The organism is Francisella noatunensis subsp. noatunensis, assembly GCF_009823375.1.
GTDB lineage: Bacteria > Pseudomonadota > Gammaproteobacteria > Francisellales > Francisellaceae > Francisella > Francisella noatunensis.
In genome coordinates this window covers 1-21,929 of the sequence record NZ_WBSX01000001.1, presented here as the reverse complement: position 1 = coordinate 21,929, position 21,929 = coordinate 1, and the positions used below count along the sequence as shown (strand labels likewise).

The following is a 21,929-nucleotide window of genomic DNA, read 5'->3' as shown; positions in this document are numbered from 1 at the left end:
CAATCAACTATTGATCCACTATACTTTTACCACCATTTTCAATCATATATACAAATTCTTCTCTGAATTTATTTATATAACTTTGGACTGGCCATGCCGCAGCATCTCCAAGACCACAAATAGTGTTCCCTTCTATATTAGTTGCTACTCTCACTAAAGTTTCGATATCTTCAGGCTTTCCTTCACCAGCAACAATTCTATGCAATGTACGAGCTAACCAACCAGTACCTTCTCTGCATGGCGTACATTGGCCACAAGACTCTTCATAATAGAAATCTGCTAATCTAGCTAGTGTTTTGACCATGCAAGTTGTTTCATCTAAAACAACTACTGCTCCAGATCCTAGCATAGAGCCTGCTTCAGCTATAGACTCATAGTCCATAGTAACCTTAAGCATCTCTTCACCCGTAAGAATCTTAGAAGAACTCCCTCCAGGTATTACAGCCTTTAATTTATGACCATTACGAACACCGCCACACATTTCTAAAACATCTTTGAAAGGAGTGCCTAAACCTATTTCCATTACTTTTTGATGCTTGACATGGCCCGAGATACAAAAAAGCTTAGTACCTCCGCTTTTTTCAGTTCCAAGATTCTTAAACCATTGACCACCATGCTGTAAAATTACTGGTGCTGATGCGTAAGTCTCAGTATTGTTTATGTTAGTTGGTCTACCATAAAGACCTTTGAAAGCAGGAAATGGTGGCTTAAATCTTGGGCGACCTTTTTTGCCTTCCAACGAATTAAGTAATGCTGTCTCTTCACCACAAATATAAGCTCCTGCCCCAATTGCAGAATATAAATCAAATGAAATACCAGAAGATTTAATGTTCGATCCTAACAATCCTGCTTGATAAGCCTCTATCAAGGCATCTTCAAACCTTGCAATAGGCTCATAAAACTCTCCTCGTGTATAGTTATAACCGGCTGTAGCACCAACCACATATCCAGCGATAGCCATACCTTCTATTAACTGATGCGGATTGTTACGCATTATTTCTCTATCTTTACAAGTACCTGGTTCCCCTTCATCAGAGTTACAAACCACATATTTCTGACCTGGAGTATTACGTGGCATAAAACTCCACTTAAGACCCGCAGGGAAACCAGCCCCACCACGACCTCTAAGCCCTGATATTTTAAGCTCTTCAATAATCTGTTCAGGCGGAATCTTCTCTGTTAAAATTTTATTCCAATAAGAATAACCACCTACAGATAAGTAAGACTCTAAGCTGTACGGCTTATCTAAGTGTAGGGTACGAAAACAAACTTCATTTGCCATATATAACTACTCCAAAGAATCAATTATTTGATTCACTTTTTCTATAGTTAGATTTTCATAAAAAATCTTGTCAACCTCAAGCATAGGCGAGCCACAACAAGCTCCCTGGCACTCAACTTCTTTTAGAGTTATACGACCATCTTTCGCAGTCTCTCCGGGTTTGATTCCTAGTTTTTTCTCAATATGCGCCAATATATCATACGCACCATTTAACATGCACGAAACATTTGTACATAAATTCAATTTATGTCTACCCACAGGCTTTAGTTCATACATACAGTAAAACGTAGCGACCTCATAAACGTCAACTTTACTAACTTGTAAATATTCAGCAAGAGCTGTTTGTAAATCATCCGTTAAGTAACCACCATTTTGATCTTGTAAAATATGCAACCCTTCCAAAATCGCAGATCTACGCTGATCCGCTGGAAATTTACTCAAAACCCTGTCTATATCTTCTTTCGCTTGTGGCGATATCAAATCTACTAAAGACATCTTTTTCCTCTATCTATCTACATCACCAAACACAACATCTATTGTAGAGATAATCGCTGGAGTATCTGCTAACATATGCCCTGACAATAACTCATCCATAGCACTTATGTGAGTAAATCCCGGCGCTTTCATCTTAAGTCTATAAGGCTTATTTGCTCCATCAGACTTAATATATACACCAAACTCACCTTTAGGATGCTCCGTGCCAACATAAACCTCTCCCTCAGGAGTACAATAACCTTCAGAAAAAAGCTTAAAATGATGAATAAGCTCTTCCATATTATTTTTCATTGTATTTCTTTTTGGAGGTGCAACTTTATGATTATCTGAAAGAACAGGTCCCAGATTAGCTCGTAACCAATCAACACACTGTTTAATTAACTTATTTGATTCGCGCATTTCTGCCATTCTAACAAGATATCTATCATAACAATCACCATTAGCACCAACAGGAATATCAAAATCAAGCTTATCATAAACCTCATAGGGCTGAGATTTTCTGAGATCCCAAGCCACACCACTACCTCTCAACATCGGCCCAGTGAAACCAAGCTCAACCGCTCTTTCTGCTGTAACAACACCAATATCCACAGTTCTTTGCTTCCAAAGCCTGTTATCTGTTAAAAGCGTATCTATCTCATCTAGAGATTTATCAAAATCAACAACAAAAGAATCTAAAAAGTCCAACATACTACCTTGTCTGTTAGCATTGATTTTTTTAGTTTTTCTTTTGCTTGTAAATCTAGTTTGCTTATATTGTGGCATTTGTGTTGGTAAATCTCTAGCTACACCTCCTGGTCTAAAATATGCAGCATGCATACGAGCACCAGAAACAGCCTCATAACAATCAAACAAGTCTTCTCTAACCCTAAAGGCATATAGAAACACTGTCATAGCACCCAAGTCGATACCGCACGCAGCAACCCAAAGCAAATGATTAAGAATCCTTGTCATCTCGACAAACATCACACGAATATACTGAGCTCTTTCAGGAACTTCAAGCTCCAAAAGCTTCTCAATTGCCATCACGTAAGCATGCTCATTACACATCATCGAGACATAATCTAACCTATCCATATAGCCAATACCTTGATTATATGGTTTAAACTCAGCAAGTTTTTCTGTTCCTCTATGAAGTAAGCCAACATGCGGATCAGCCCTAACAACCGTCTCTCCATCTAGCTCTAAAATAAGTCTAAGAACACCATGCGCAGCAGGATGAACTGGACCAAAATTTAGTGTATAATTTTTATACTCTGCCATTGTTACAAACCCATAATTTTATTGATTGCGAATTACTCTTGGTGCATTGACCCTATCATCGATCTCTACAGGCTCATAAACAACCTTACCAAGATTTTCATCATAACGCATTTCCACATAACCAATCTGAGGAAAATCTTTTCTCAGAGGATGTCCCACAAATCCATAATCAGTAAGCACTCTGCGTAAGTCTGGATGATTGTTGAAATAGATCCCAAACATATCATAAACCTCTCTCTCAGCCCAATTAGCTGAAGGCCAAAGATCCTCAACCGAGTCAACCATAATAATCTGGGCATCTTTTAATTTGCATTTAACACGAACTCGAACATTATTCGCCATACTTAACAACTGATAAATAATCTCAAACCTATTATTGACATCAGCAGTCTTAAAATCTTGCTGTCTCCCTCTTGAAAAACCTGTTTGTGAAACAGTCTTACCCACTTGCCAATCAGACTGACCATAAGTCAAGTAATCAACAGCCGTGATATCAGTAAGTTGCTTGAAGTGATACTCTTTTTTAAGCTTTCTTAGCACAAGATGTGTGTCACGCTGATCTTTAATAGAAACATTAATCTCACCATATGCAACATAACACTCAACACCGAAGCCATTTAATATTTTTTCTACATTATAAAAATGATCTTGTAATCTAGTATTCACGATCACTTCCTCGCTATAGTATCTTTTCTAATAATTTTATTCTGCAGCTGTATTATCCCATAAACCAACGCTTCAGCAGTCGGAGGACACCCTGGAACATATATATCCACAGGAACAATTCTGTCACACCCTCTCACCACAGAGTAAGAGTAGTGATAGTATCCACCACCATTTGCACACGAACCCATAGAAATTACCCACTTAGGATCTGGCATCTGATCATAGACTTGACGTAGCGCTGGAGCCATCTTATTACAAAGTGTACCAGCAACGATAAGAACATCTGATTGCCTAGGAGATGGTCTAAAAACAATACCGAATCTATCTAAGTCATACCTAGCAGCACCAGCATGCATCATCTCAACCGCACAACAAGCCAAACCTGTAGTTACAGGCCACAATGAACCAGTGCGCACCCAATTTATAAGTGCATCAGCACTTGCAGTTATAAAACCTTTATTCTCGTTACCTATTCCCACTCTAAAGCTCCTTTTTTCCAGGCATATATCAAGCCCAAGAATAGTACCACCAAAAATATAATCATCGCAAAAAAAGCATGATTTGAAATAGCAGGCATTCCAGCACCAGCCTTTAAATTTATACCCCAAGGAATAATGAACGCCAACTCCAAATCAAATACCAAAAACAGTACCGCTATTAAGTAAAAACGGACATCTAACTTTTCTCTAGCATCTCCGAAGGTTGGAAATCCACACTCAAAAGTCTCACCTTTTGTTGCATTCGGGTTATTAGCTCCAACAATCATCGATAAAATTTTACCGATCATTGCAAATGCTGCTCCCAAACCAAAAGCTATGATAAGGAATATCAATATTGGTGCAAATTCTGCATAAACATTAGCGCTCATAGAAAAAGATTGATAAAAATAATTAGTTCGTTAATGATAGCACAATTAGAGTTTAAGTACAAAGTCATAAGAAATTTAAAAGCTTATAGATACTATAAAATAATTATTAGAACTACAAAAACCTAAAATCGTAAAACACTATAGCCTCTAAAGGCTTTACTTAGTCAAGCTTTTCACATAATCTTTAATATTAGAATTTTATACATAATTTATAAACAACATAAGATGAACTCAAATAACTTTGATCTAAAACAATATGGCTTTAAGATTACTCAACCACGAGTTGAAATACTTAAACTTTTTGAAGAAAATACCGACAGGCACCTTAGTCCTGATGATGTTTTTTCTAAGCTCAAATCTCAAGGAAGTAGTACAGGCATAGCTACAGTTTATAGAGTACTTAATCAGTTTGAATCAGCAGGAATAATAAGCCGACTCAAGCTAAACTCTGATCAAGTTATGTATGAGCTAAATCAAGGAGATCACCATGATCATATCATCTGTGTCTCATGTAACAAAATACAAGAATTTTATAGTGAAGAAATCGAAGCCATGCAGAAAAAAATAGTTGAATCTCTTGGAGCTGAAATGGTTGACCACAGTCTAAATATATATATTAAATGTAAATCTTGCTTAAAAAAGTGACTTCTAATTTTTGAAAATTTCATCATACACTCTTTGCAAGAGAGTATTATCGCTCTCTGTTAGAAAATATAAGCTATTACCTTTAGCTCCATAACCAACCAGCTTAGTACTTGAGATGCCCAGCCTATCTGAAAGGTCCTTAAACAACTGAGGTATCTTATCTAAACCACTTCCAATTAAGGCAGTTAAAGATAAATTACGCTCAAATTCAAAACAATCAAGATGTAAGGTAGTTAAATCACTAATTACAGAATTTTCTATAAATTTATCAAGTCTATTAATAACAAATGAGAATTCTTTGTCACTCAAACTAACTATAACTGGCGTTACTCCATATTTTTTTAGCAGGAAAAAAATATCAGGAGCCACATCTGATATATCTCTATCTTGAAGTTTTATTTTCATCAGAATTTGTTCATGCTTTTCTGTAATAGCTCTCACTCCATCTCTATTAACTAACTCTTGATTATCTACGATATAAGTTCCTCCTTTATTGGGATCAAATGTTGGCCCGACAAATACTTTTGTTCCACTTCTTATTACAGGCCAAAGTGTATCAGGATGTAAAACCTTAGCACCAAAACTTATCAATTCAATAGCCTCCTCAAAGTTTATCTGCCTTATTACTTGAGATTTAGGTATCAATCTTGGATCAGCTTGATGTATACCTGCAACATCTGTCCAAATATACAGCATATTTACATTTATAGCCTCAGCAATCAATGCTGCTGAGTAATCACTCCCTCCTCGACCTAACAATATTGTTTCATTATCTAAGTTTGAACCAATAAAGCCGCCCATGACATATATCTTTTCCGGATCAGAAAGATATTTTCTCGTCTGATTTTTTATGTTTTCTAATAAAGGCTTAGCTTCAATATAGCTACGATCGGCTTTAATAATTTTTCGAGCATCTACATACTCTGAATTTATGCCTTGCACTTTCAAAACCTGATTAAAAATATATGCTGAAACCCTCTCTCCAAAAGATAAGATCTGTGACTGTAATCGTAAATCTAATTCTTCACTTACATACAGTCTCTGACAAAGCTCCTCGAGCTCACTAAATAGACTCTCTACATTAGAACTCTCTGCTGGCAGAACAGATTCAACAATAGGATCTATGATAGGATGAAGGTCTTTAAATATTTTTTTATAGCCATAAATATCGCTTTTTATAAGCCTCTCTAATAAATTAGTAACTCCAGCTTGCGCACTGACAACAACAACTTTTATATCTTCATTGTTTTTGACTATGTCAACGCATTTATATATAGCTGCGATAGTTGCGACACTAGTTCCACCAAATTTTGCTACACTGATTTGTTTTTTCATAATTTTTTTGCTAATTCATGTTGCATTTAAATATAATATAAATGATAATCATTATCAATAAATAAAAAGCAGAGATAAAATATGAATTTACAATCACAACAAACGATGTTAGAAAATCAAGCAACTTGGGAGTCTAATGCTAGAAGCTATCCTAGAAAAAATCCTTTAGTTATAAAAAAAGCTCAAGGTGTTTATTTAACAGACATTGAGAATAAAAAATATATAGATTGCTTAGCGGGAGCTGGAACTATTGCTCTTGGACACAATGATCCTGAAATTACAAATGCCATATCACAAACTCTAAACAACGGGGTTCCGATACATACATTATACTTGCTTACAGAAGAAAAACATAGCTTTATGGAAGAGCTACTAAATACTCTACCCCAGTCTTATCATGGCAAAACAAAAATTCATTTTTGTAGCCCAAGTGGTTCTGATGCAGTTGAGGCAGCAATTAAACTGTGCAAAACAGCAACAGGTAGAGAGAATATAATTGCTTTTCATGGTGCCTATCATGGTATGACTCATGGAACACTTTCTCTTATGGGTAATTTAGAACCAAAACAAGATATTGCCGGACTTACTCCCTATGTACATTTCCTACCCTACCCTTATTCATATCGTTGCCCTTTTGGTCTAAAAGATGAACAAAGCATAGACATAAATATTCAAATGATCTCTCGCTTATTAAAAGATCCTGAAAGTGGTATAAAAAAACCAGCCGCAATCATACTGGAACCCGTCCAAGGTGAAGGAGGTGTAATCCCAGCTCCTGTAAAATGGTTAAAGGCAATAAGAGAGCTAACTAAAGAGCTAGATATACCTCTAATTGTTGATGAAGTTCAGTGTGGTATTGGCAGAACGGGATACTTATATGCTTTTGAAAAAGCCGGTATTGATCCAGATGTAATTGTTCTATCTAAAGCACTTGGTGGAGGATTGCCAATATCTGTAATACTATACAAAAGTTATTTAGATACTTGGAAGCCTGGTGCTCATACAGGAACATTTCGTGGTAACGTGCTTGCAATGGTTGCAGGAAGCGTTGTTCTAAAAAGAGTAAACAATACTGACTTCCTAAAACAAGTAAGTAAAAAAGGTAATTATCTACTCTACAAACTCCATAGCCTAAAAAACAAATATAACATTATTGGTGATGTTCGCGGTTCGGGCTTGATGATTGGTATGGAAATAGTTGATATACCTTCAAAGCCGGACTCAATCGGTAGCTTGCCTGCTGATGGAAAAAAAGCTCTAGCAATCAAAAAAACTTGTTTTGACATGGGATTGATAGTTGAGTTAGGCGGTCGCTTTGGAGGAACTATTAGACTATTACCTCCTTTAACAATAACTATTGAACAAATCAATGAAGTAGTTCAAATATTAGAAGACTCAATTAAGGAGAATATATGAGTTTAAATCTTGATAATTACTTTCTAAACAACTCTATAGAAAGTACTAATGCATATAAACAAAGTATAAAAGATACTTTAGAAATAATCACAGCCAACTTAAAGAGCTCTAATATTTTTAGTGGGCAAGAGGCAAGGCAACTAGAAGGATTAACTGCTCAATATAAGATAGATAAAGAACCTAAAAAATTAGAGAATATAATCCAGAATCAGCTTAGCGAGTTTTTTAAACATTCGCTGAATGTTAATTCTCCAACTTCTATGGCTCATTTACATTGCCCTGTAATGTTACCCTCATTAGTTGCTGAAATATTTATCTCAGCTCTAAATCAATCTATGGATTCATGGGATCAAAGCCCTATTGCCACATATATTGAACAAGCTGTTATTAACTGGTTTAGCTCTTTAATTTACAAAGATAATCCATGCTCAGATGGTATATTTACAAGTGGTGGAACTCAGTCAAACCTAATGGGACTACTTTTAGCAAGAGATCATTATTGTGAAAATGTTCTAAATCATAAAATAGCAGATTTAGGCTTGCCAAATATTGCTAATAAATTTCGTATCTTATGCACAGAAAAAACGCACTTCTCTGTGCACAAATCTCTATCAATATTAGGATTAGGTAAAAACTCAATCAAACTAATAAAAACAGATGAGAATCTTAAATTAGATGTTAAAGATTTAGCCTCAAGAATAGACTCTCTGAAAGTACAAGACTTGATTCCGATATGTATAGTTACAACTATTGGAGATACTGACTTTGGTTGTATTGATAATATCAAGTCAATAGCAGAAATAGCAAATAAACATAACATATGGGTTCATGCAGATGTCTCTGTTGGCGGAGCTCTAATACTTTCAAATAAACACAAAGATCGACTAGTAGGTCTTGAACTTGTTGATTCTGTAACTATTGATTTTCATAAACTATTTTTTCAGCCTGTAAGTTGTGGGGCTTTTTTCTGTAAAGATAAACAAGCATTCAAGCTTCTGAGCTACCATGCTGATTACTTAAACCCTGATGAAGATGGCTTTGATACTATAAATTTAGTAGATAAATCGATACAAACAACTCGTAGGTTTGATGCTCTAAAAATATTTATCTCATTGCAAAATAGTGGTACTGAGTTATTTGCAAAATGGATCGATCATATAATTGAGATTACAAATATAACGATAACAACCGTAGAAGAAGACAATAGCCTACAACTAGCCTTTGAAGAGCAACAACATTTAAGCAATCATCTAAATACAATTGTTTTTAGGTATTATGATAAAAATTTAAGTTCTAACACTCTAAATTTAATTAATAGAGAGATTCATAAGCTTATATTTCATAGTGGCAAATTTGCTATAGCTCAGACAAAAATAAATAAGAATATTTACTTAAAAATCACCTTAGTTAATCCAATGATAACATCAGAACTGATAAGTGCCTGTCTCAAGCAAATAAAACACTATGGCAACTTAGTCAAAAATCAAATAGAGGCAAGCCAACAATGAATAAGTACGCAAATAGAATAACTCTAAAAAATTTTTTAAATTGTTACTACCGTGAGTTTAACAATTATGAATTATCCCAAAACAATGATGGTGGTTATAAGTTTAATATCTTTTTGAAATCTATAGATTCTAGTTTTGAAACTAATGTAAAAATTTCTCCAATATTAAAATCACCAATATGGGAGTTACCATGCTATTTAGTAAAACAAGATGAAAAAATAAAGCTCGACCCTCTTGAGGCTGTATTTTTAATTAGCAAGGAGTTAGAAAGCTCTAATGCAATCGCCTTCGATGAGTTATTAGAGAGGATAACCAACTCCGCAACAAATATTGCTCAGATATTACATTACAGAAAACACAAAATTGATGATGCCTTTGGATATGAAAACTCATTTATCACAAATGAGCAAAACTTAATAAGAGGTCATAGATTACAACTAGATCCTAAGAGTAGAGAAGGCTTTTCTAAGGAAGAGTTCGTACAATATTCTCCAGAAACAAATGGCAAGTTTCAGCTTTATTATATGTATATAAGTAAAGATATTTTAGAATCACAATCATTACTTGAAAAAAATACAGATGAGATTTTTTCAGACTTCCTGAAAAATGAGAGTATATACTATAAATCTGATAAAGATTACCAATTATTTGCTGTACATCCTTGGCAAGCAAAATACTTGACAAAACATAATGAAATCCAAAAGTATAAAGCTCAAAAAAAGATAATAGATATTGGCATAACAGGCCCTTGGTTTTATCCAACAACCTCTGTTAGAACTGTGTACTCTCCACAAGCCAACATTATGCTGAAATTCTCGCTAAATATCGCCATAATAAATTCAGTAAGAACGAATTTGGCCAAAGAATGTAACAGAAGTTTGACAGTTCATAAACTATATACAAATCATTTACAGATTATCTTAAATAATGAGTTCCCATTCTTTAAGCTAATTACAGATCCTGCTTATTGTGCAATAAAAGTCAATAATAAAATTTTTGATCCGAGTATCTGCATTATACGCAGTGCTAACTTTAATCCTCAAGATGATATTGCATGTATTGCAAGTCTAACTGAACCCAACCCATTTAATGAAGCTACGCGTATTAGTTCATTAATTCAATACTTCAGCGTACACAATAATATCTCTACTTACGAAGCTGCTATCTATTGGTTTGAGACTTACTTAACAGTGGCTATTACCCCTATACTTTGGCTGTACTCAAAATATGGTATTGCTCTAGAAGCTCATCAACAAAACTTGCTAGTCAAACTAGAGCATGGACTACCTGTTGAAAGCTATTATCGTGATAGCCAAGGATATTATTATATAAAAGATCATCCAGAGCTCAAAAAAGCTAATTTTGGAGATATCAGTAGTCTATGTGGAGAATCTGAGGACTTTATAGATCATCATTTTTGCTACTACTTCATTGTGAATCAACTTCTTTCAATAATAGAAGCCGTTACAAATACTGGCTATATTAGCGAACAAGATTTAATAAAAATAACTATAGATTTCTTAGAGGGCTTCCTAGAAAAGTATAAAACCTGCGATAAATTTATCAAAAAGATTCTGAATATAGATCAATTACCTCTAAAGGCTAATCTACGCACAAGACTTAGTGGACTTGATGAACTACAAGCTCCTTTAACTAATCAATCTATTTATGTAAATACAAACAATCCTTTTAAGGAGGTTATATAAAAATCTATGACATCATTGGCATAGGAATTGGTCCTTTTAATCTTGGACTAGCAGCATTATTAAACGATAAACCTATCAACTGCCTTTTCTTTGATAAAAAAGAAAACTTCTCTTGGCACCCTGGTTTGATGATGAACTGGACAACATTACAAGTACCATTTCTGGCTGATTTAGTAACTATGGCTGATCCAACTAGTGAGTTTACTTTTCTAAATTACTTACATCAAAAAAACCGTATGTATAAATTTTACTTCAAAGAAAATTTCTTTATACCTAGACAAGAATATAACGACTATTGCTTGTGGGTATCACAAAAGTGTAATTCTTGTAAATTTGGCTTTGAAGTTATAAATATAGAGCATCAAACAGACTCTCTGAACGAGGCTTGGTGCATCACACTAAAAGATAAAGATAATCTAGAGCAACAATACTTAACAAAGAACATTGTACTTGGGTTAGGCACATCTGCATATTTGCCAAGTAAACTTCAGAATAAAGCGAACATTCACCATAGTAGTGAATATCTGAATATAAAGAGCCAAGCTCTAAAAGATCAGCACATAACGCTGATAGGTTCTGGTCAAAGTGCTGGAGAGATATTTTTAGATTTGATGAAGTCAAAAGATGATTCTACAAAAATTAGCTGGCTAACTAGAAGTAAAGGCTTTTTCCCAATGGAGTACTCTAAACTTGGTCTAGAACACTTCTCACCTGATTATATTGAGTATTTTTATAACCTACCTAATTTAGAAAAGCCTAAACTTCTAAGTGAACAAGATTTACTCTATAAAGGAATTAGTGCTGAAACAATATCAGATATCTATGATGTCCTTTATGAACAATCTATAGAAAATAAAAACAATGCTGAATTGATTGCAAACTGTGAATGCCTAAATATTGATAACTCACAAGATAAACTTCTCTGCTCTTTTTATCATAGTCAGCAAAATCAAGAGTTCTCAATCGCAACAGATAGAGTTATTGCAGCAACCGGATATAAAGCAAATATAAATAATGCCCTCAAAAATATAGAAGCACTAATTCAACGAGATGATAGCAATAATCTCAAAATATCTCGTGATTATAAAATAATCACGCAAAATACGTCTTTAAACATTTTTGTCCAAAATACTGAGATCAACTCTCATGGTGTAGGTACTCCTGATTTAGGGTTAGGAGGTTATAGAAATGCTGTGATAGTAAATACTCTTCTTAACAAGGAGATATACAAAGTATCTTCTCGAACGATTTTCTCAACCTTTGGAGTTCCAAAAAAATACTTAACACAAAGAGCAAATATTAAAGTCGCATAAAATATTAGGAGACTATTTATATGAAAAATGAAATAAACTATTACAAGATAGCTAGCACAAGACTATTAGAAAAGATAATTTCAGAATTTAGCTATGAAGGAATTTTTAAGCCACTACAAAAAGATATAGATCAAGAAGTATATACCCTAGAGATAAACTCAGATCTATGCTACAAATTTAAGGCTATACAAAGAATATACGGTAACTTAACTATTGAAAAGGACTCCATAACAAGACACGAGAGTAATAGTACAAAACCTGCTGATGATGCTATAAGACTTATCATTGATACACTACCTATAACAAATATTGATTCTGTCACAATGGCACACCTCATAAAAGAGCTAAATAATACAATATATGCTGATATAGCTATCTTACAAAAAGATAACATCTCAGCAAAAGACATCTACAAACTTCCATATGCCTACATAGAAGGGAACATGACTGGTCATCCCTGGTTTGTGATTAATAAAGGTCGTATTGGCTTTAATGCATCAGACTATGCAAACTACGCTCCAGAGATGCAAAAAATCATCAATTTAGTGTGGATTGCCGTAAACAAAAATTTCTTAACTTTTTCATCTATAGCAAGTACTGATTATCTACAAATTACCAATAAAGAAATTAACTCAGAAACCTTACTCAGTTTCAATAAAACTATAAAGATGAATGGTAAAAAGCCTAGTGATTTTTACATTTTACCTGTTCATCCGTGGCAGTGGAAAAATGCTGTAATGCAACAGTTCACGAAATATATAGCTGATAAAGATATTATATTTCTTGGTAAGTCTACCGATCAATACTTAGCTATGCAGTCAATAAGAACTATGTCTAATATTTCTCATCCTGAAAAACACAGTATAAAGCTACCTCTAAATATACTAAATACCGCGGTTTATAGAAGCCTACCTAAAGATCAAACAATTAATGCTCCAATGCTTACACAATGGGTTAAGAATATAGTCCAAAAAGATGAGTTTTTAGCTAAAAAAAATTTCATACTTCTAGGAGAGTTAGCTAGTGCCTACTGCCATCATCCTTATCAGTCTGAAGTTCCTCAGGTACCATACTACTTTACAGAGCAGTTAGGGGCAATCTGGAGAGAAAGTATTCACACTAGACTTAAAAGTAGTGAACAGGCTATAACAATGGCCGCTTTAACTTATGTTGATGCTAATGGTAAAAGTATTATTTGTGAAATGATCAAAGAATCATCTTTAGATATTGATAAATGGCTAGAAATGTTTTTTGAAAATACTGTCCCTGCTCTACTACATTTCTTATACAAATATGGCATGGTTTTCTCTCCTCATGGAGAAAATAGTATATTAATCATAGAGGACAATCTCCCTGTTGGTCTAGCGATGAAAGATTTTGTCGATGATATAAATATATGCAAAAATCCTGTTGATGAGCTAAGATCCCTTCCACAACAGGTAAAAGATGCCATTCCTCAAGTTGAAGATGATTACCTTCTGCAATTTATTCATACAGGATTATTTGTTGTTCATTATAGATATATCTCTTCGATACTAGCAGACAAACTAAACTACCCCGAACTTTACTTCTATCAAAAATTAGATGAATGTATACAAAAATATCAGACAAGCAATCCTGAGCTAAAATCTCGTTTTGAACGTTTTGATCTATATAAACCAACTTTTACAAAACTATGTCTAAATAGGCTAAGAATTTTTGAAGTTGGATATAGTGATTATTCAGCAAGACCTAAGGTAATATCTACAGGTCAACTTGATAATCCTCTTTATCTTGCTCAAAGCACCAAAAATATAGATAAGGACTTATTCAAGCATAATAGAGTGTCTTTTAGAGCATTTGACTTAGAACATGATTTAGATACTATTCACTCATGGATGAATAAACCTCACGTAGCAAAATTCTGGAGCCTGAATAAATCAAAGTCCGAGCTAAAAAAACATTTTTGCAATATGCTTTCAAAGCCTAACCAAAAATTACTTATATTATCGATAGATAACTCAGAAATCGCCTATGCTGAAATTTATAACACACAGACTGATCGTATCGCCAATTATTTCTCTACTGATGATAATGAATATGGATGGCACCTGCTAATTGGCCCTGAAGAAGCTATAAGGTAAGGGATATTCTAAATTACTTGTAGAAGCTCTTAGCAAATACTGCTTTGATATGCTTGACGCTACTAAAGTTATCTTTGAACCTGATGTTAGAGTGATCCCTTTTCAAAAAATAGCTCATAAAATTGGATATTCAAATCTTGGTGAGATAGCCTTACCTGAAAAACAAGCATATCTATTTAGTGTTCAAAGAGCTCTTTTATAGAGGGTGAAACATTATGATAGACTGCGATATTTCAAAATGGCCAATAGTTAAAATGCATTTCGGTAGCTCCCCAAGCTATAAAGATGTACTTAGCTGGTTAGATAAATGTTCTCAAATACTAAAGAAACAACAAAAATTCTTAGTAATTAGTACTTTTTCTGAACAATATCAGTTTGAGCATAAAGCACGATTAAAACAAGCAAAATGGTTTAAAGAGTCTAAACCTGAACTTGCTAAATGGTGTCTAGGTATGATTCGTGTTACAAATGATCCTATTATGATCAAAAAGATCAATGCTCCAGCAATGGCTAAGGGTATGCCCTTTAGCTGTATTGCAGTTTAATACATGCTCAGCATGGGAAAAAGCTCAACAAATTCTAATAGAAGATAACTTGATATGAAAAAACAACTTGATATAACTATTCTTTATTTAGCACAAGCTATATCACTATATTTCTGTACTTTTGGACTACCAACGATTCTACGTTCTGAAGGAGTCTCTTTAGAAAAAATAGGCCTTTTTAGTATTTTACTATTACCATGGGTTATCAAATTCCTATGGGCTCCTTATGTAGATAGGTTATATATCAAAAAAATAGGCCGAAGAAAAAGCTGGTTTATTGTAATGCAATTTTTGACCATAAGTCTATTTTTAATATTCTCTATTTACACTCCAAAAGACTATACCAACTATATTTTCTTATTTGCCTTTTTGCTATCCTCCATTGCAGCAACTCAAGATATAGCAATTGATGGATTTTCAATAGAACAAACAAAAGCTAAAAGCTTACAGTGGAGCAACTTTTGTAGAGTAATTGGCACTACTCTAGGTAGCATGATTGGTGGAGCATCTCTAATTGCGCTATACAAAATTTTAGGCTGGCATCAAATTACTCTATATATGACTTTGATAAGTTTATGCATTTGTGCCTATATGTTTCTTATAAATGAAAATCATCAAAACGAAGAATACCGGCACCACATACCATCTCTAAAGTCTTTCTTTAGTAGAAAAGAAACCAGAATATTGTTACTTATGTGTTTGAGCTACAGAGCCTGTGAAGGTTTGGTTATGAGAATGCAATCATCATTTTTGGTAGATTCTCATATTCCGCTAACAACGATAGGCATAGTTATGGGAACTGGTAGTGCATTAATAGGTGTTTGTGGTGCAGCTGTTATTAGTTATCTCTTTAACTTTTATAAAGAAACTATTCTTTTGACAATATTGGCAGTAATCAGAGGCTCTTGCTATTTCTCTCTAGAATTTATAAGTTTTTATGGCATTGATAATCAAATATTTATCTTTGGTATTGTATTATTGAATATGGCTTCTCGACTTATGGAGATGATAGTTCTATATACTATATTCATGAAATTTAGCTCAAAAGATCAAGCAGGCACTGACTTTACAGTTTTAGTATGTGCTGAACTTCTAATCTATATACTAGGAATGTCACTTAGTGGTTTCTTAGCTGCGAATATTGGTTACTCAATGCTTTTCGCACTAGGTGGTATTATTTCCATACCAGGGTATTTAATAGCATTACTATTATTACAAAAACTATTCCCTGGCGAGAGTACTAAGCCTATTCTATTGAATAGATAATCTAATTTATTCATCTGCTACAAATGATATTGATTATCATTATGATGTTGTATAAGTTCTAATTTGTTACTTCTAATACAATAACATTCTTATGAGTTCTAAAATTACAGCGCCTATAATTATATGTATAGTTATTTTATTATCTTACAGCACAGCTTTTTCAAACACTAATGGTCAAGAGCTTAGCTTAAATGAAGAAGCTATCATTGAACTACAGCAGCAGATACGTAAATTACAAGCTGATATTAGTGATATGGAAGAAAACACACTAGACTCCAATCGATTAACAACATATGACTCAAAAATAACCGACCAAAACCCTAATGATATAAGCCTAATATTTGAAAATAGTACAAATGCTTACGAAATCAGCACAAGTATAAATACAAATAATTCAATCATAGATTTAAGAAATACCCTAGCAGGCGGTATCTTTACTCATGATGGTGCTATTAATGTCGGAAATGCCCCAGCCATTACAACCAGAGGACAAGTAACATTTTAGGAACCTACTCAGGTAATAATAGTATACCTATAGGAATGATATCAGGCAGTTTATTCTCATCTACGGTAATCGGACAACGCAACAAATTTGATGACTATGCTATATTTTTAGGCGGAAAAATAGAAGTCAATGCTCAAGTATGGTCTGGTAGCGAGGGAATCTCAAATGGCTATACTCTATCAAAATATTTTTCTAACATCTTCTACATTATATTTTCTAGCCAATGTCGGACACTACGTGACCGCTCAATTTGATATCAGCACTAGTGAGCTTAATAACTTTGGCTTAGGCAATGCTTTTGTTATATTTGGTAATCTAGATACATCACCATTATTTGTAACTGCTGGAAGAAGTAAACTATCAGTAGGTGCTTTTGGTGGTGGACCATGGACTGGTGGTATAACAGGATTTCTGGCACCGGGTAGAACAACCAACATATCATTAAACTATAAAAATGACATTCTAAATGCTAATATAGCTGTCTTTGGATCTGATGATAATCATCTAAATTTTAACTGGATTATTCTACGCAGAAAGTTGGACTGAGACACTGGCAGTTGGCTTTAATACAGGCTATGTATTTAATATTGCAGGAGCTGGTAATGTTTCTTTTAGTAAGTTTCTGGAGAATCAAAATTCTTCAAGTGACAATATAGGTAGTTTCAATATTAATGGTAACCTAACTTACACTATAGGTGGCGATTTTTTAAACCTAGGAACAGGTTGGGCAAGTACCACAAATAGAAAAGACTTTAACGGTAGTAATCAAAATGTCTTGGCTGGAGGCTGGTATGCTGCAGCAAACTATTCATTAGAACTTGGCGGAAGAAACACAAACTTTGGTGTATCATATGGGCAGACATATAATTCTGCTAATATACCGATGTCATTACCAGCATCTCCACTGCTATTTGGTCAATCTCCATCTGGAATCAAAAACCAGCTAATTTTATCAACTCAACGTGCATATTTTGACAACAATGTCTTAATAGGTCCAGAGTATTCATATCAAAAATTATACAACAACAAGCATATGAATACTTTCACTATAGACATTGCTGTATACATATAGTCACTGAGTTAACACTAAGCTAAAGTATTACTATTATTTAGTTTATTTTTTATAGACATGAAAAAGAAAAAGCTCAGTCTGTTTTTTTAACGTTAAGCTCGTCCTTAACTGAATTATGTTACGCTGATGCAAGATCACAAATTATTATAAATAACTGTTCAGTCCCAATATCATTCAGTATATCTCCGGGAAACAGTACTGGAAAAGCTATAAATAGCCAAGTATTGGATGCAAATCAGTATACCAATGTTGGACAATATACCAATGATAAATTTGTAGATTATAACTCAACTATAGATATAAACTTCTATTCTGATAATTTACAATATAATGGTTCAATACAATATAATCTAAAAAATGTTTAAATTACTTGACACCTAATGAAGTACATTTTGGTATCTCTATAAACATTGAGAATACAATCTAGCTTTTAATAGCTTAGGTTGTTTTAAAATAGCTCTTATCAAATTCATCTTTAATACTACCATCGTATTAAACTCTAAATTGTATTTGATAGTTTGTGAGTCAATTTCTTTTTCAAAATGCTTTTCAAGAAAATTAACACCGAAAACATCTAATAATTCACTTAGATACCCAAGTCTCTCTTGAGAAAAATCACTCTCACATAAGTTATCAAGCACAGTACCAGCAATGACCTCTATACCACTAGCAATATGGATTTTGTCACTAATTTCTTGCTTCGAGTAGTTTGTCAGACAAACTCCATTTAATTTTATTACTCCAAGAGAATCATCATCAAAGAATGAATCTAGAAGCTTTTGTGCGCTATTTATAGATAAACAAAGTTCATAAAACTGATTTTGAGTGTAATCAAAAGTGTACTTTTGCTCATCATCTGCCAATACAACATCCAATGATACAACATTATCAGTCAGCTTAGCCTCTTTATGCTCTGCACGCACTTTATCTTCTTGAGAAATCTCCAATAAATCTAGAATCTTGCGCACTGCAACAAGAAAGCCATAACAGTCATATAAGTATTGACTAAACTTCAGTAATCCAAGTAAAACTATATTGACCAAAAGCTCTGCAGCAATCAACTGTCCGATAGATAATTGTCCATTTATGATAAGATAACTACCGATACCTAATAATAGAATATTTATGAATATATATGTCAAACCTATGTAAACATGTTGTCTAAAGACAACACCGAAGAAATTAGATCTAGCATCTAAATAGTTACATAGTTTGGTATCGACCTTTTTCATAGAATTATTTAGAGGTCGTTGTTTAAATGATAAAAACTCCGCTGTTTTCTCTTCAAGAGAGTCAACAATATCATAAATATTACTCGACTCTTTAAGTCCTGCTTTATACCCAGCGTTCATCGGCACAAATATTGACAGTATGATACAAGTAATCAATAAAATATCGAAGACTAAAAATAATGGATGATAAAACGCTAAAATAATTACACAAAAAAGAGTCTATAAGAATATATCCAAAAGGATTATAAAAATAACTGATACCGACTTTTGCAAAAACTTAAGTTCAAAAGCCCTGTTAATTTTCTCGCGAACATTTATCTTATCTAATTTATTAAAATCAACTCGATAGATAGCAGTTATTACTCGTAGCACTTCATCTACAAAGATTTTCCTTTGGATATCCTCAACAAGCTTTAGTTGAAAAATCCTCACAAAAAAAGCCGCAGTTAGCAGGATAAACAAAATAGTTATCAACGATATAACTGGCCTAATAGACAAACTAACGCCGACCAGATTAACCAATGTCTGAACTGAAACAGGAATTGTGAGTGATAAAAAACCTAATAACAAACTATATAACAAGTGTATATACAGTATGCTTAGGAATTTTCAAAACCGTTTTAATTTGTTTATACAGCATAATAAATAGAAGACAATATCAATAATAAATATACTACTTTAGTATAATATTGTTTTAAATAATGTCTACACTAGGATATTAATTTTATGTAATGATACTACATCGACATCCAGCAAAGATATATATTTACAGTGAAGAGATAATTTGAAACCGGTTACAAACCATTTCTAAACTTTGATTGACCTTGCAAAAACATGATCAATTTCTTTTAGATAAGTTTTCTTGATACCCTCAAAATCCATTTCTGGAACATCTAAAATAATACTATGCTCATCTTGCATGACTTTTTGTAAGTTCTTAGAGAATGACTCACCTTGCTTAAGATCAAAAGCAACTTGCTGAACAATTTTGTAACAATCCTCACGCATAAATGGTGTATTTGCTACTAAGAAATGTAGATAGAAGCTTGATAAATAAGCACTCGTACTTCTTACTGTATCTTCGATAATATCTTTTTGAACTACAAGGTTATCGATTGTATTTTTCATTCTACGCAAAGCATAAACCATAATACCAAAGTTATCTGGTAAGTAAAAACGCTCTGCTGAAGAATGAGAAATATCTCTTTCATGCCATAGTACACAATTTTCTAATGCTATAGACACATGAGATCTTAACATTCTTGCCATACCAGTTAAATTCTCGGTAGAAATTGGGTTTTTCTTATGCGGCATAGTTGAAGAACCTTTTTGACCCTTAGAAAAACCTTCATAAACTTCAAAAACATCACTTCTATGTAAATGTCTAATCTCTACTGCTAATCTCTCAATAGCAGAAGCAATAAGTCCATGAATAGATATTAACTTAGCGATTCTATCTCTTGGGATAACCTGTGTTGATACCTCTTCAACAGGTAAACCTAAAATATCAGCGGCTTTTTTCTCATCTTCTGTAGTTAAAATACAGTAGTTACCTACCGCACCTGAGAACTGTACTGTCAAACCATCTTTTTGGAATTCTTTAAGATCTTTTAGCCTACGTTTAAATTCAACATACGCTCCTAAAAACTTCTGACCAAAACTCATAGGTTCTGCAAACATACCATGACTTCTACCCATTGTGATAATTTCTTTTGTTTCTTGAGCTTTTGCCAATAATGAATCACATAAAGACTCTAAGTCTCTAACAACATACTCCATTGACTCACGGATCTGTAAGCTAAGAGCTGAATCGATAATATCTGAAGATGTAACACCAAAATGAAAAAACTTACCAGTTTCAGCAGTGAATTGCTCAGCAATTGAAGTACAAAAAGCTATAATATCATGCTTGGTAACTTTCTCGATTTCATCAACTCTATCAGGTCTAATCTCTGCTTTAGCACGAATCTCAGCTGCCGTACCCTTAGGAACCATTTTGTCCTCTAAAGCTTCAAGAATTGCTAACTCAACCTCAAGCATTTTTGCATATTTATTTTCATCTGCCCAAATCTTTGAGATTTCTGCTACGTCATACCTTTTTATCATCTTACTATCCTATTCGATAAACATGTATAAGCACCCTCGACACATCAGACACAAAAACATATGGCTAAAAACAAGAAGCAACTATATACAATGATTTATTTGATTCAACATAAATATGTTTTAATTCTCTCAAATGGAGCTATATTGTCAACATTTTTATAAATGCTAGATTGTATTCTCAATGTTTATAGAGATACCAAAATGTACTTCATTAGGTGTCAAGTAATTTAAACATTTCTTAGGTCTATTATTCAAGTCTATCTGTAACTTCTAATGTATTGATGAGATATATTGTTAAAGTTAGTACCTTTAGGTATAAATTGTCTGATATACCTATTCATGTTTTCATTAGTACCTCTTTGCCAAGGACTGTATGGATCAGCAAAGAATACTTTGATGCCAGTCTTGCTAGTTAGCTTCTTATGTTTAGCAAACTCTTTACCATTATCAAATGTAGCTGTTAATATTTTATGACCATTAGATACTTTGTACAATATTCTATTGATTGAATTAGCTGTTCTATCTATAGACTTGGCTAAAATAGTAAATCTGCTAGCTCTATCGACCATTGTTACAATAGCAC

At 33.6% G+C, this 21,929-nt stretch carries 17 protein-coding genes and 3 pseudogenes; 10 read left to right on the top strand and 10 right to left on the bottom strand.

Annotation, left to right across the window (positions count from 1 at the left end; translation table 11 throughout):
• Nucleotides 1-7 precede the first annotated feature (7 nt).
• From nuoF to ndhC, 6 genes are read right to left on the bottom strand one after another with little or no spacing between them, the layout of a single operon-like run.
• The gene (nuoF, locus tag F8C69_RS00100) at nt 8-1,282 is read right to left on the bottom strand and encodes an NADH-quinone oxidoreductase subunit NuoF (protein ID WP_159183711.1); all 1,275 of its coding nucleotides are present in this window, start codon (nt 1,280-1,282) and stop codon (nt 8-10) included.
• 6 nt (nt 1,283-1,288) lie between these two features.
• Nucleotides 1,289-1,777, bottom strand: coding sequence for an NADH-quinone oxidoreductase subunit NuoE family protein (locus F8C69_RS00095; RefSeq protein WP_159183710.1), 489 nt, complete (start codon nt 1,775-1,777; stop codon nt 1,289-1,291).
• 9 nt (nt 1,778-1,786) lie between these two features.
• On the bottom strand, nt 1,787-3,040 hold the full coding sequence (locus F8C69_RS00090) for an NADH-quinone oxidoreductase subunit D (RefSeq protein ID WP_159183709.1): 1,254 nt from the start codon (nt 3,038-3,040) through the stop codon (nt 1,787-1,789).
• A gap of 18 nt (nt 3,041-3,058) precedes the next feature.
• Nucleotides 3,059-3,706: an NADH-quinone oxidoreductase subunit C gene (locus F8C69_RS00085; protein WP_192189639.1), complete on the bottom strand. Its 648-nt coding sequence runs from the start codon at nt 3,704-3,706 to the stop codon at nt 3,059-3,061.
• A 2-nt stretch (nt 3,707-3,708) separates the two neighbouring features.
• Nucleotides 3,709-4,185, bottom strand: a complete 477-nt coding sequence (locus tag F8C69_RS00080) for a NuoB/complex I 20 kDa subunit family protein (RefSeq protein WP_003017394.1) — start codon at nt 4,183-4,185, stop codon at nt 3,709-3,711.
• On the bottom strand, nt 4,176-4,574 hold the full coding sequence (gene ndhC / locus F8C69_RS00075; RefSeq protein WP_159183707.1) for an NADH-quinone oxidoreductase subunit A: 399 nt from the start codon (nt 4,572-4,574) through the stop codon (nt 4,176-4,178). The genes F8C69_RS00080 and ndhC overlap by 10 nt, the downstream gene beginning before the upstream one ends.
• A gap of 225 nt (nt 4,575-4,799) precedes the next feature.
• Between ndhC and F8C69_RS00070 the strand changes: the two genes are divergently transcribed.
• Complete coding sequence (locus tag F8C69_RS00070; protein WP_159183706.1) at nt 4,800-5,219, top strand: Fur family transcriptional regulator; 420 nt, start codon at nt 4,800-4,802, stop codon at nt 5,217-5,219.
• Nucleotides 5,220-5,222: 3 nt separating this feature from the next.
• Here the strand turns inward: F8C69_RS00070 and F8C69_RS00065 are convergent, their stop codons facing one another.
• On the bottom strand, nt 5,223-6,554 hold the full coding sequence (locus F8C69_RS00065) for an aspartate kinase (protein WP_159183705.1): 1,332 nt from the start codon (nt 6,552-6,554) through the stop codon (nt 5,223-5,225).
• Nucleotides 6,555-6,635: 81 nt separating this feature from the next.
• Between F8C69_RS00065 and F8C69_RS00060 the strand changes: the two genes are divergently transcribed.
• From F8C69_RS00060 to fslE, 9 genes and pseudogenes are all read left to right on the top strand, one after another.
• Nucleotides 6,636-7,970, top strand: a complete 1,335-nt coding sequence (locus F8C69_RS00060; protein ID WP_159183704.1) for a diaminobutyrate--2-oxoglutarate transaminase family protein — start codon at nt 6,636-6,638, stop codon at nt 7,968-7,970.
• Nucleotides 7,967-9,478, top strand: coding sequence for a pyridoxal phosphate-dependent decarboxylase family protein (locus tag F8C69_RS00055; RefSeq protein ID WP_159183703.1), 1,512 nt, complete (start codon nt 7,967-7,969; stop codon nt 9,476-9,478). Before F8C69_RS00060 ends, F8C69_RS00055 begins: the two co-directional genes overlap by 4 nt.
• Nucleotides 9,475-11,184 carry an IucA/IucC family protein gene (locus tag F8C69_RS00050; protein WP_159183702.1) on the top strand — a complete coding sequence of 570 codons (1,710 nt, stop codon included), beginning with the start codon at nt 9,475-9,477 and terminating at the stop codon, nt 11,182-11,184. The genes F8C69_RS00055 and F8C69_RS00050 overlap by 4 nt, the downstream gene beginning before the upstream one ends.
• Nucleotides 11,181-12,497 carry a lysine N(6)-hydroxylase/L-ornithine N(5)-oxygenase family protein gene (locus tag F8C69_RS00045; protein WP_159183762.1) on the top strand — a complete coding sequence of 439 codons (1,317 nt, stop codon included), beginning with the start codon at nt 11,181-11,183 and terminating at the stop codon, nt 12,495-12,497. The genes F8C69_RS00050 and F8C69_RS00045 overlap by 4 nt, the downstream gene beginning before the upstream one ends.
• Before the next feature lie 20 nt (nt 12,498-12,517).
• Entirely contained in the window at nt 12,518-14,620 is a 2,103-nt protein-coding gene (locus F8C69_RS00040) for a GNAT family N-acetyltransferase (protein ID WP_234384212.1), read from the top strand.
• 49 nt (nt 14,621-14,669) lie between these two features.
• Nucleotides 14,670-14,822 carry a hypothetical protein gene (locus tag F8C69_RS10320; RefSeq protein ID WP_234384213.1) on the top strand — a complete coding sequence of 51 codons (153 nt, stop codon included), beginning with the start codon at nt 14,670-14,672 and terminating at the stop codon, nt 14,820-14,822.
• A 13-nt stretch (nt 14,823-14,835) separates the two neighbouring features.
• The gene (locus F8C69_RS00035) at nt 14,836-15,165 is read left to right on the top strand and encodes a hypothetical protein (RefSeq protein ID WP_234384214.1); all 330 of its coding nucleotides are present in this window, start codon (nt 14,836-14,838) and stop codon (nt 15,163-15,165) included.
• A 54-nt stretch (nt 15,166-15,219) separates the two neighbouring features.
• On the top strand, nt 15,220-16,431 hold the full coding sequence (locus F8C69_RS00030) for an MFS transporter (RefSeq protein WP_159183701.1): 1,212 nt from the start codon (nt 15,220-15,222) through the stop codon (nt 16,429-16,431).
• Between the two features lie 91 nt (nt 16,432-16,522).
• Nucleotides 16,523-18,008: pseudogene (fslE, locus tag F8C69_RS11125) on the top strand (rhizoferrin import outer membrane protein FslE).
• A 431-nt stretch (nt 18,009-18,439) separates the two neighbouring features.
• Here the strand turns inward: fslE and F8C69_RS10295 are convergent.
• The 3 genes and pseudogenes from F8C69_RS10295 to F8C69_RS00005 all read right to left on the bottom strand — a co-directional run.
• Nucleotides 18,440-19,880, bottom strand: a pseudogene (locus F8C69_RS10295) (ATP-binding cassette domain-containing protein); the annotation flags it as partial.
• A gap of 167 nt (nt 19,881-20,047) precedes the next feature.
• Nucleotides 20,048-21,346 carry an adenylosuccinate lyase gene (gene purB / locus F8C69_RS00010; RefSeq protein ID WP_159183700.1) on the bottom strand — a complete coding sequence of 433 codons (1,299 nt, stop codon included), beginning with the start codon at nt 21,344-21,346 and terminating at the stop codon, nt 20,048-20,050.
• 165 nt (nt 21,347-21,511) lie between these two features.
• Nucleotides 21,512-21,929, bottom strand: a pseudogene (locus tag F8C69_RS00005) (IS30 family transposase); the annotation flags it as partial.

Excerpts from the sequence above, each read along its gene's own strand:
- nuoF (WP_159183711.1), bottom strand. The coding sequence starts at position 1,282 with ATGGCAAATGAAGTTTGTTTTCGTACCCTACACTTAGATAAGCCGTAC.
- F8C69_RS00095 (WP_159183710.1), bottom strand. The coding sequence starts at position 1,777 with ATGTCTTTAGTAGATTTGATATCGCCACAAGCGAAAGAAGATATAGAC.
- F8C69_RS00090 (WP_159183709.1), bottom strand. The coding sequence starts at position 3,040 with ATGGCAGAGTATAAAAATTATACACTAAATTTTGGTCCAGTTCATCCT.
- ndhC (WP_159183707.1), bottom strand. The coding sequence starts at position 4,574 with ATGAGCGCTAATGTTTATGCAGAATTTGCACCAATATTGATATTCCTT.
- F8C69_RS00070 (WP_159183706.1), top strand. The coding sequence starts at position 4,800 with ATGAACTCAAATAACTTTGATCTAAAACAATATGGCTTTAAGATTACT.
- F8C69_RS00065 (WP_159183705.1), bottom strand. The coding sequence starts at position 6,554 with ATGAAAAAACAAATCAGTGTAGCAAAATTTGGTGGAACTAGTGTCGCA.
- F8C69_RS00060 (WP_159183704.1), top strand. The coding sequence starts at position 6,636 with ATGAATTTACAATCACAACAAACGATGTTAGAAAATCAAGCAACTTGG.
- F8C69_RS00055 (WP_159183703.1), top strand. The coding sequence starts at position 7,967 with ATGAGTTTAAATCTTGATAATTACTTTCTAAACAACTCTATAGAAAGT.
- F8C69_RS00050 (WP_159183702.1), top strand. The coding sequence starts at position 9,475 with ATGAATAAGTACGCAAATAGAATAACTCTAAAAAATTTTTTAAATTGT.
- F8C69_RS00040 (WP_234384212.1), top strand. The coding sequence starts at position 12,518 with ATGAAAAATGAAATAAACTATTACAAGATAGCTAGCACAAGACTATTA.
- F8C69_RS10320 (WP_234384213.1), top strand. The coding sequence starts at position 14,670 with ATGCTTGACGCTACTAAAGTTATCTTTGAACCTGATGTTAGAGTGATC.
- F8C69_RS00035 (WP_234384214.1), top strand. The coding sequence starts at position 14,836 with ATGATAGACTGCGATATTTCAAAATGGCCAATAGTTAAAATGCATTTC.
- F8C69_RS00030 (WP_159183701.1), top strand. The coding sequence starts at position 15,220 with ATGAAAAAACAACTTGATATAACTATTCTTTATTTAGCACAAGCTATA.
- purB (WP_159183700.1), bottom strand. The coding sequence starts at position 21,346 with ATGATAAAAAGGTATGACGTAGCAGAAATCTCAAAGATTTGGGCAGAT.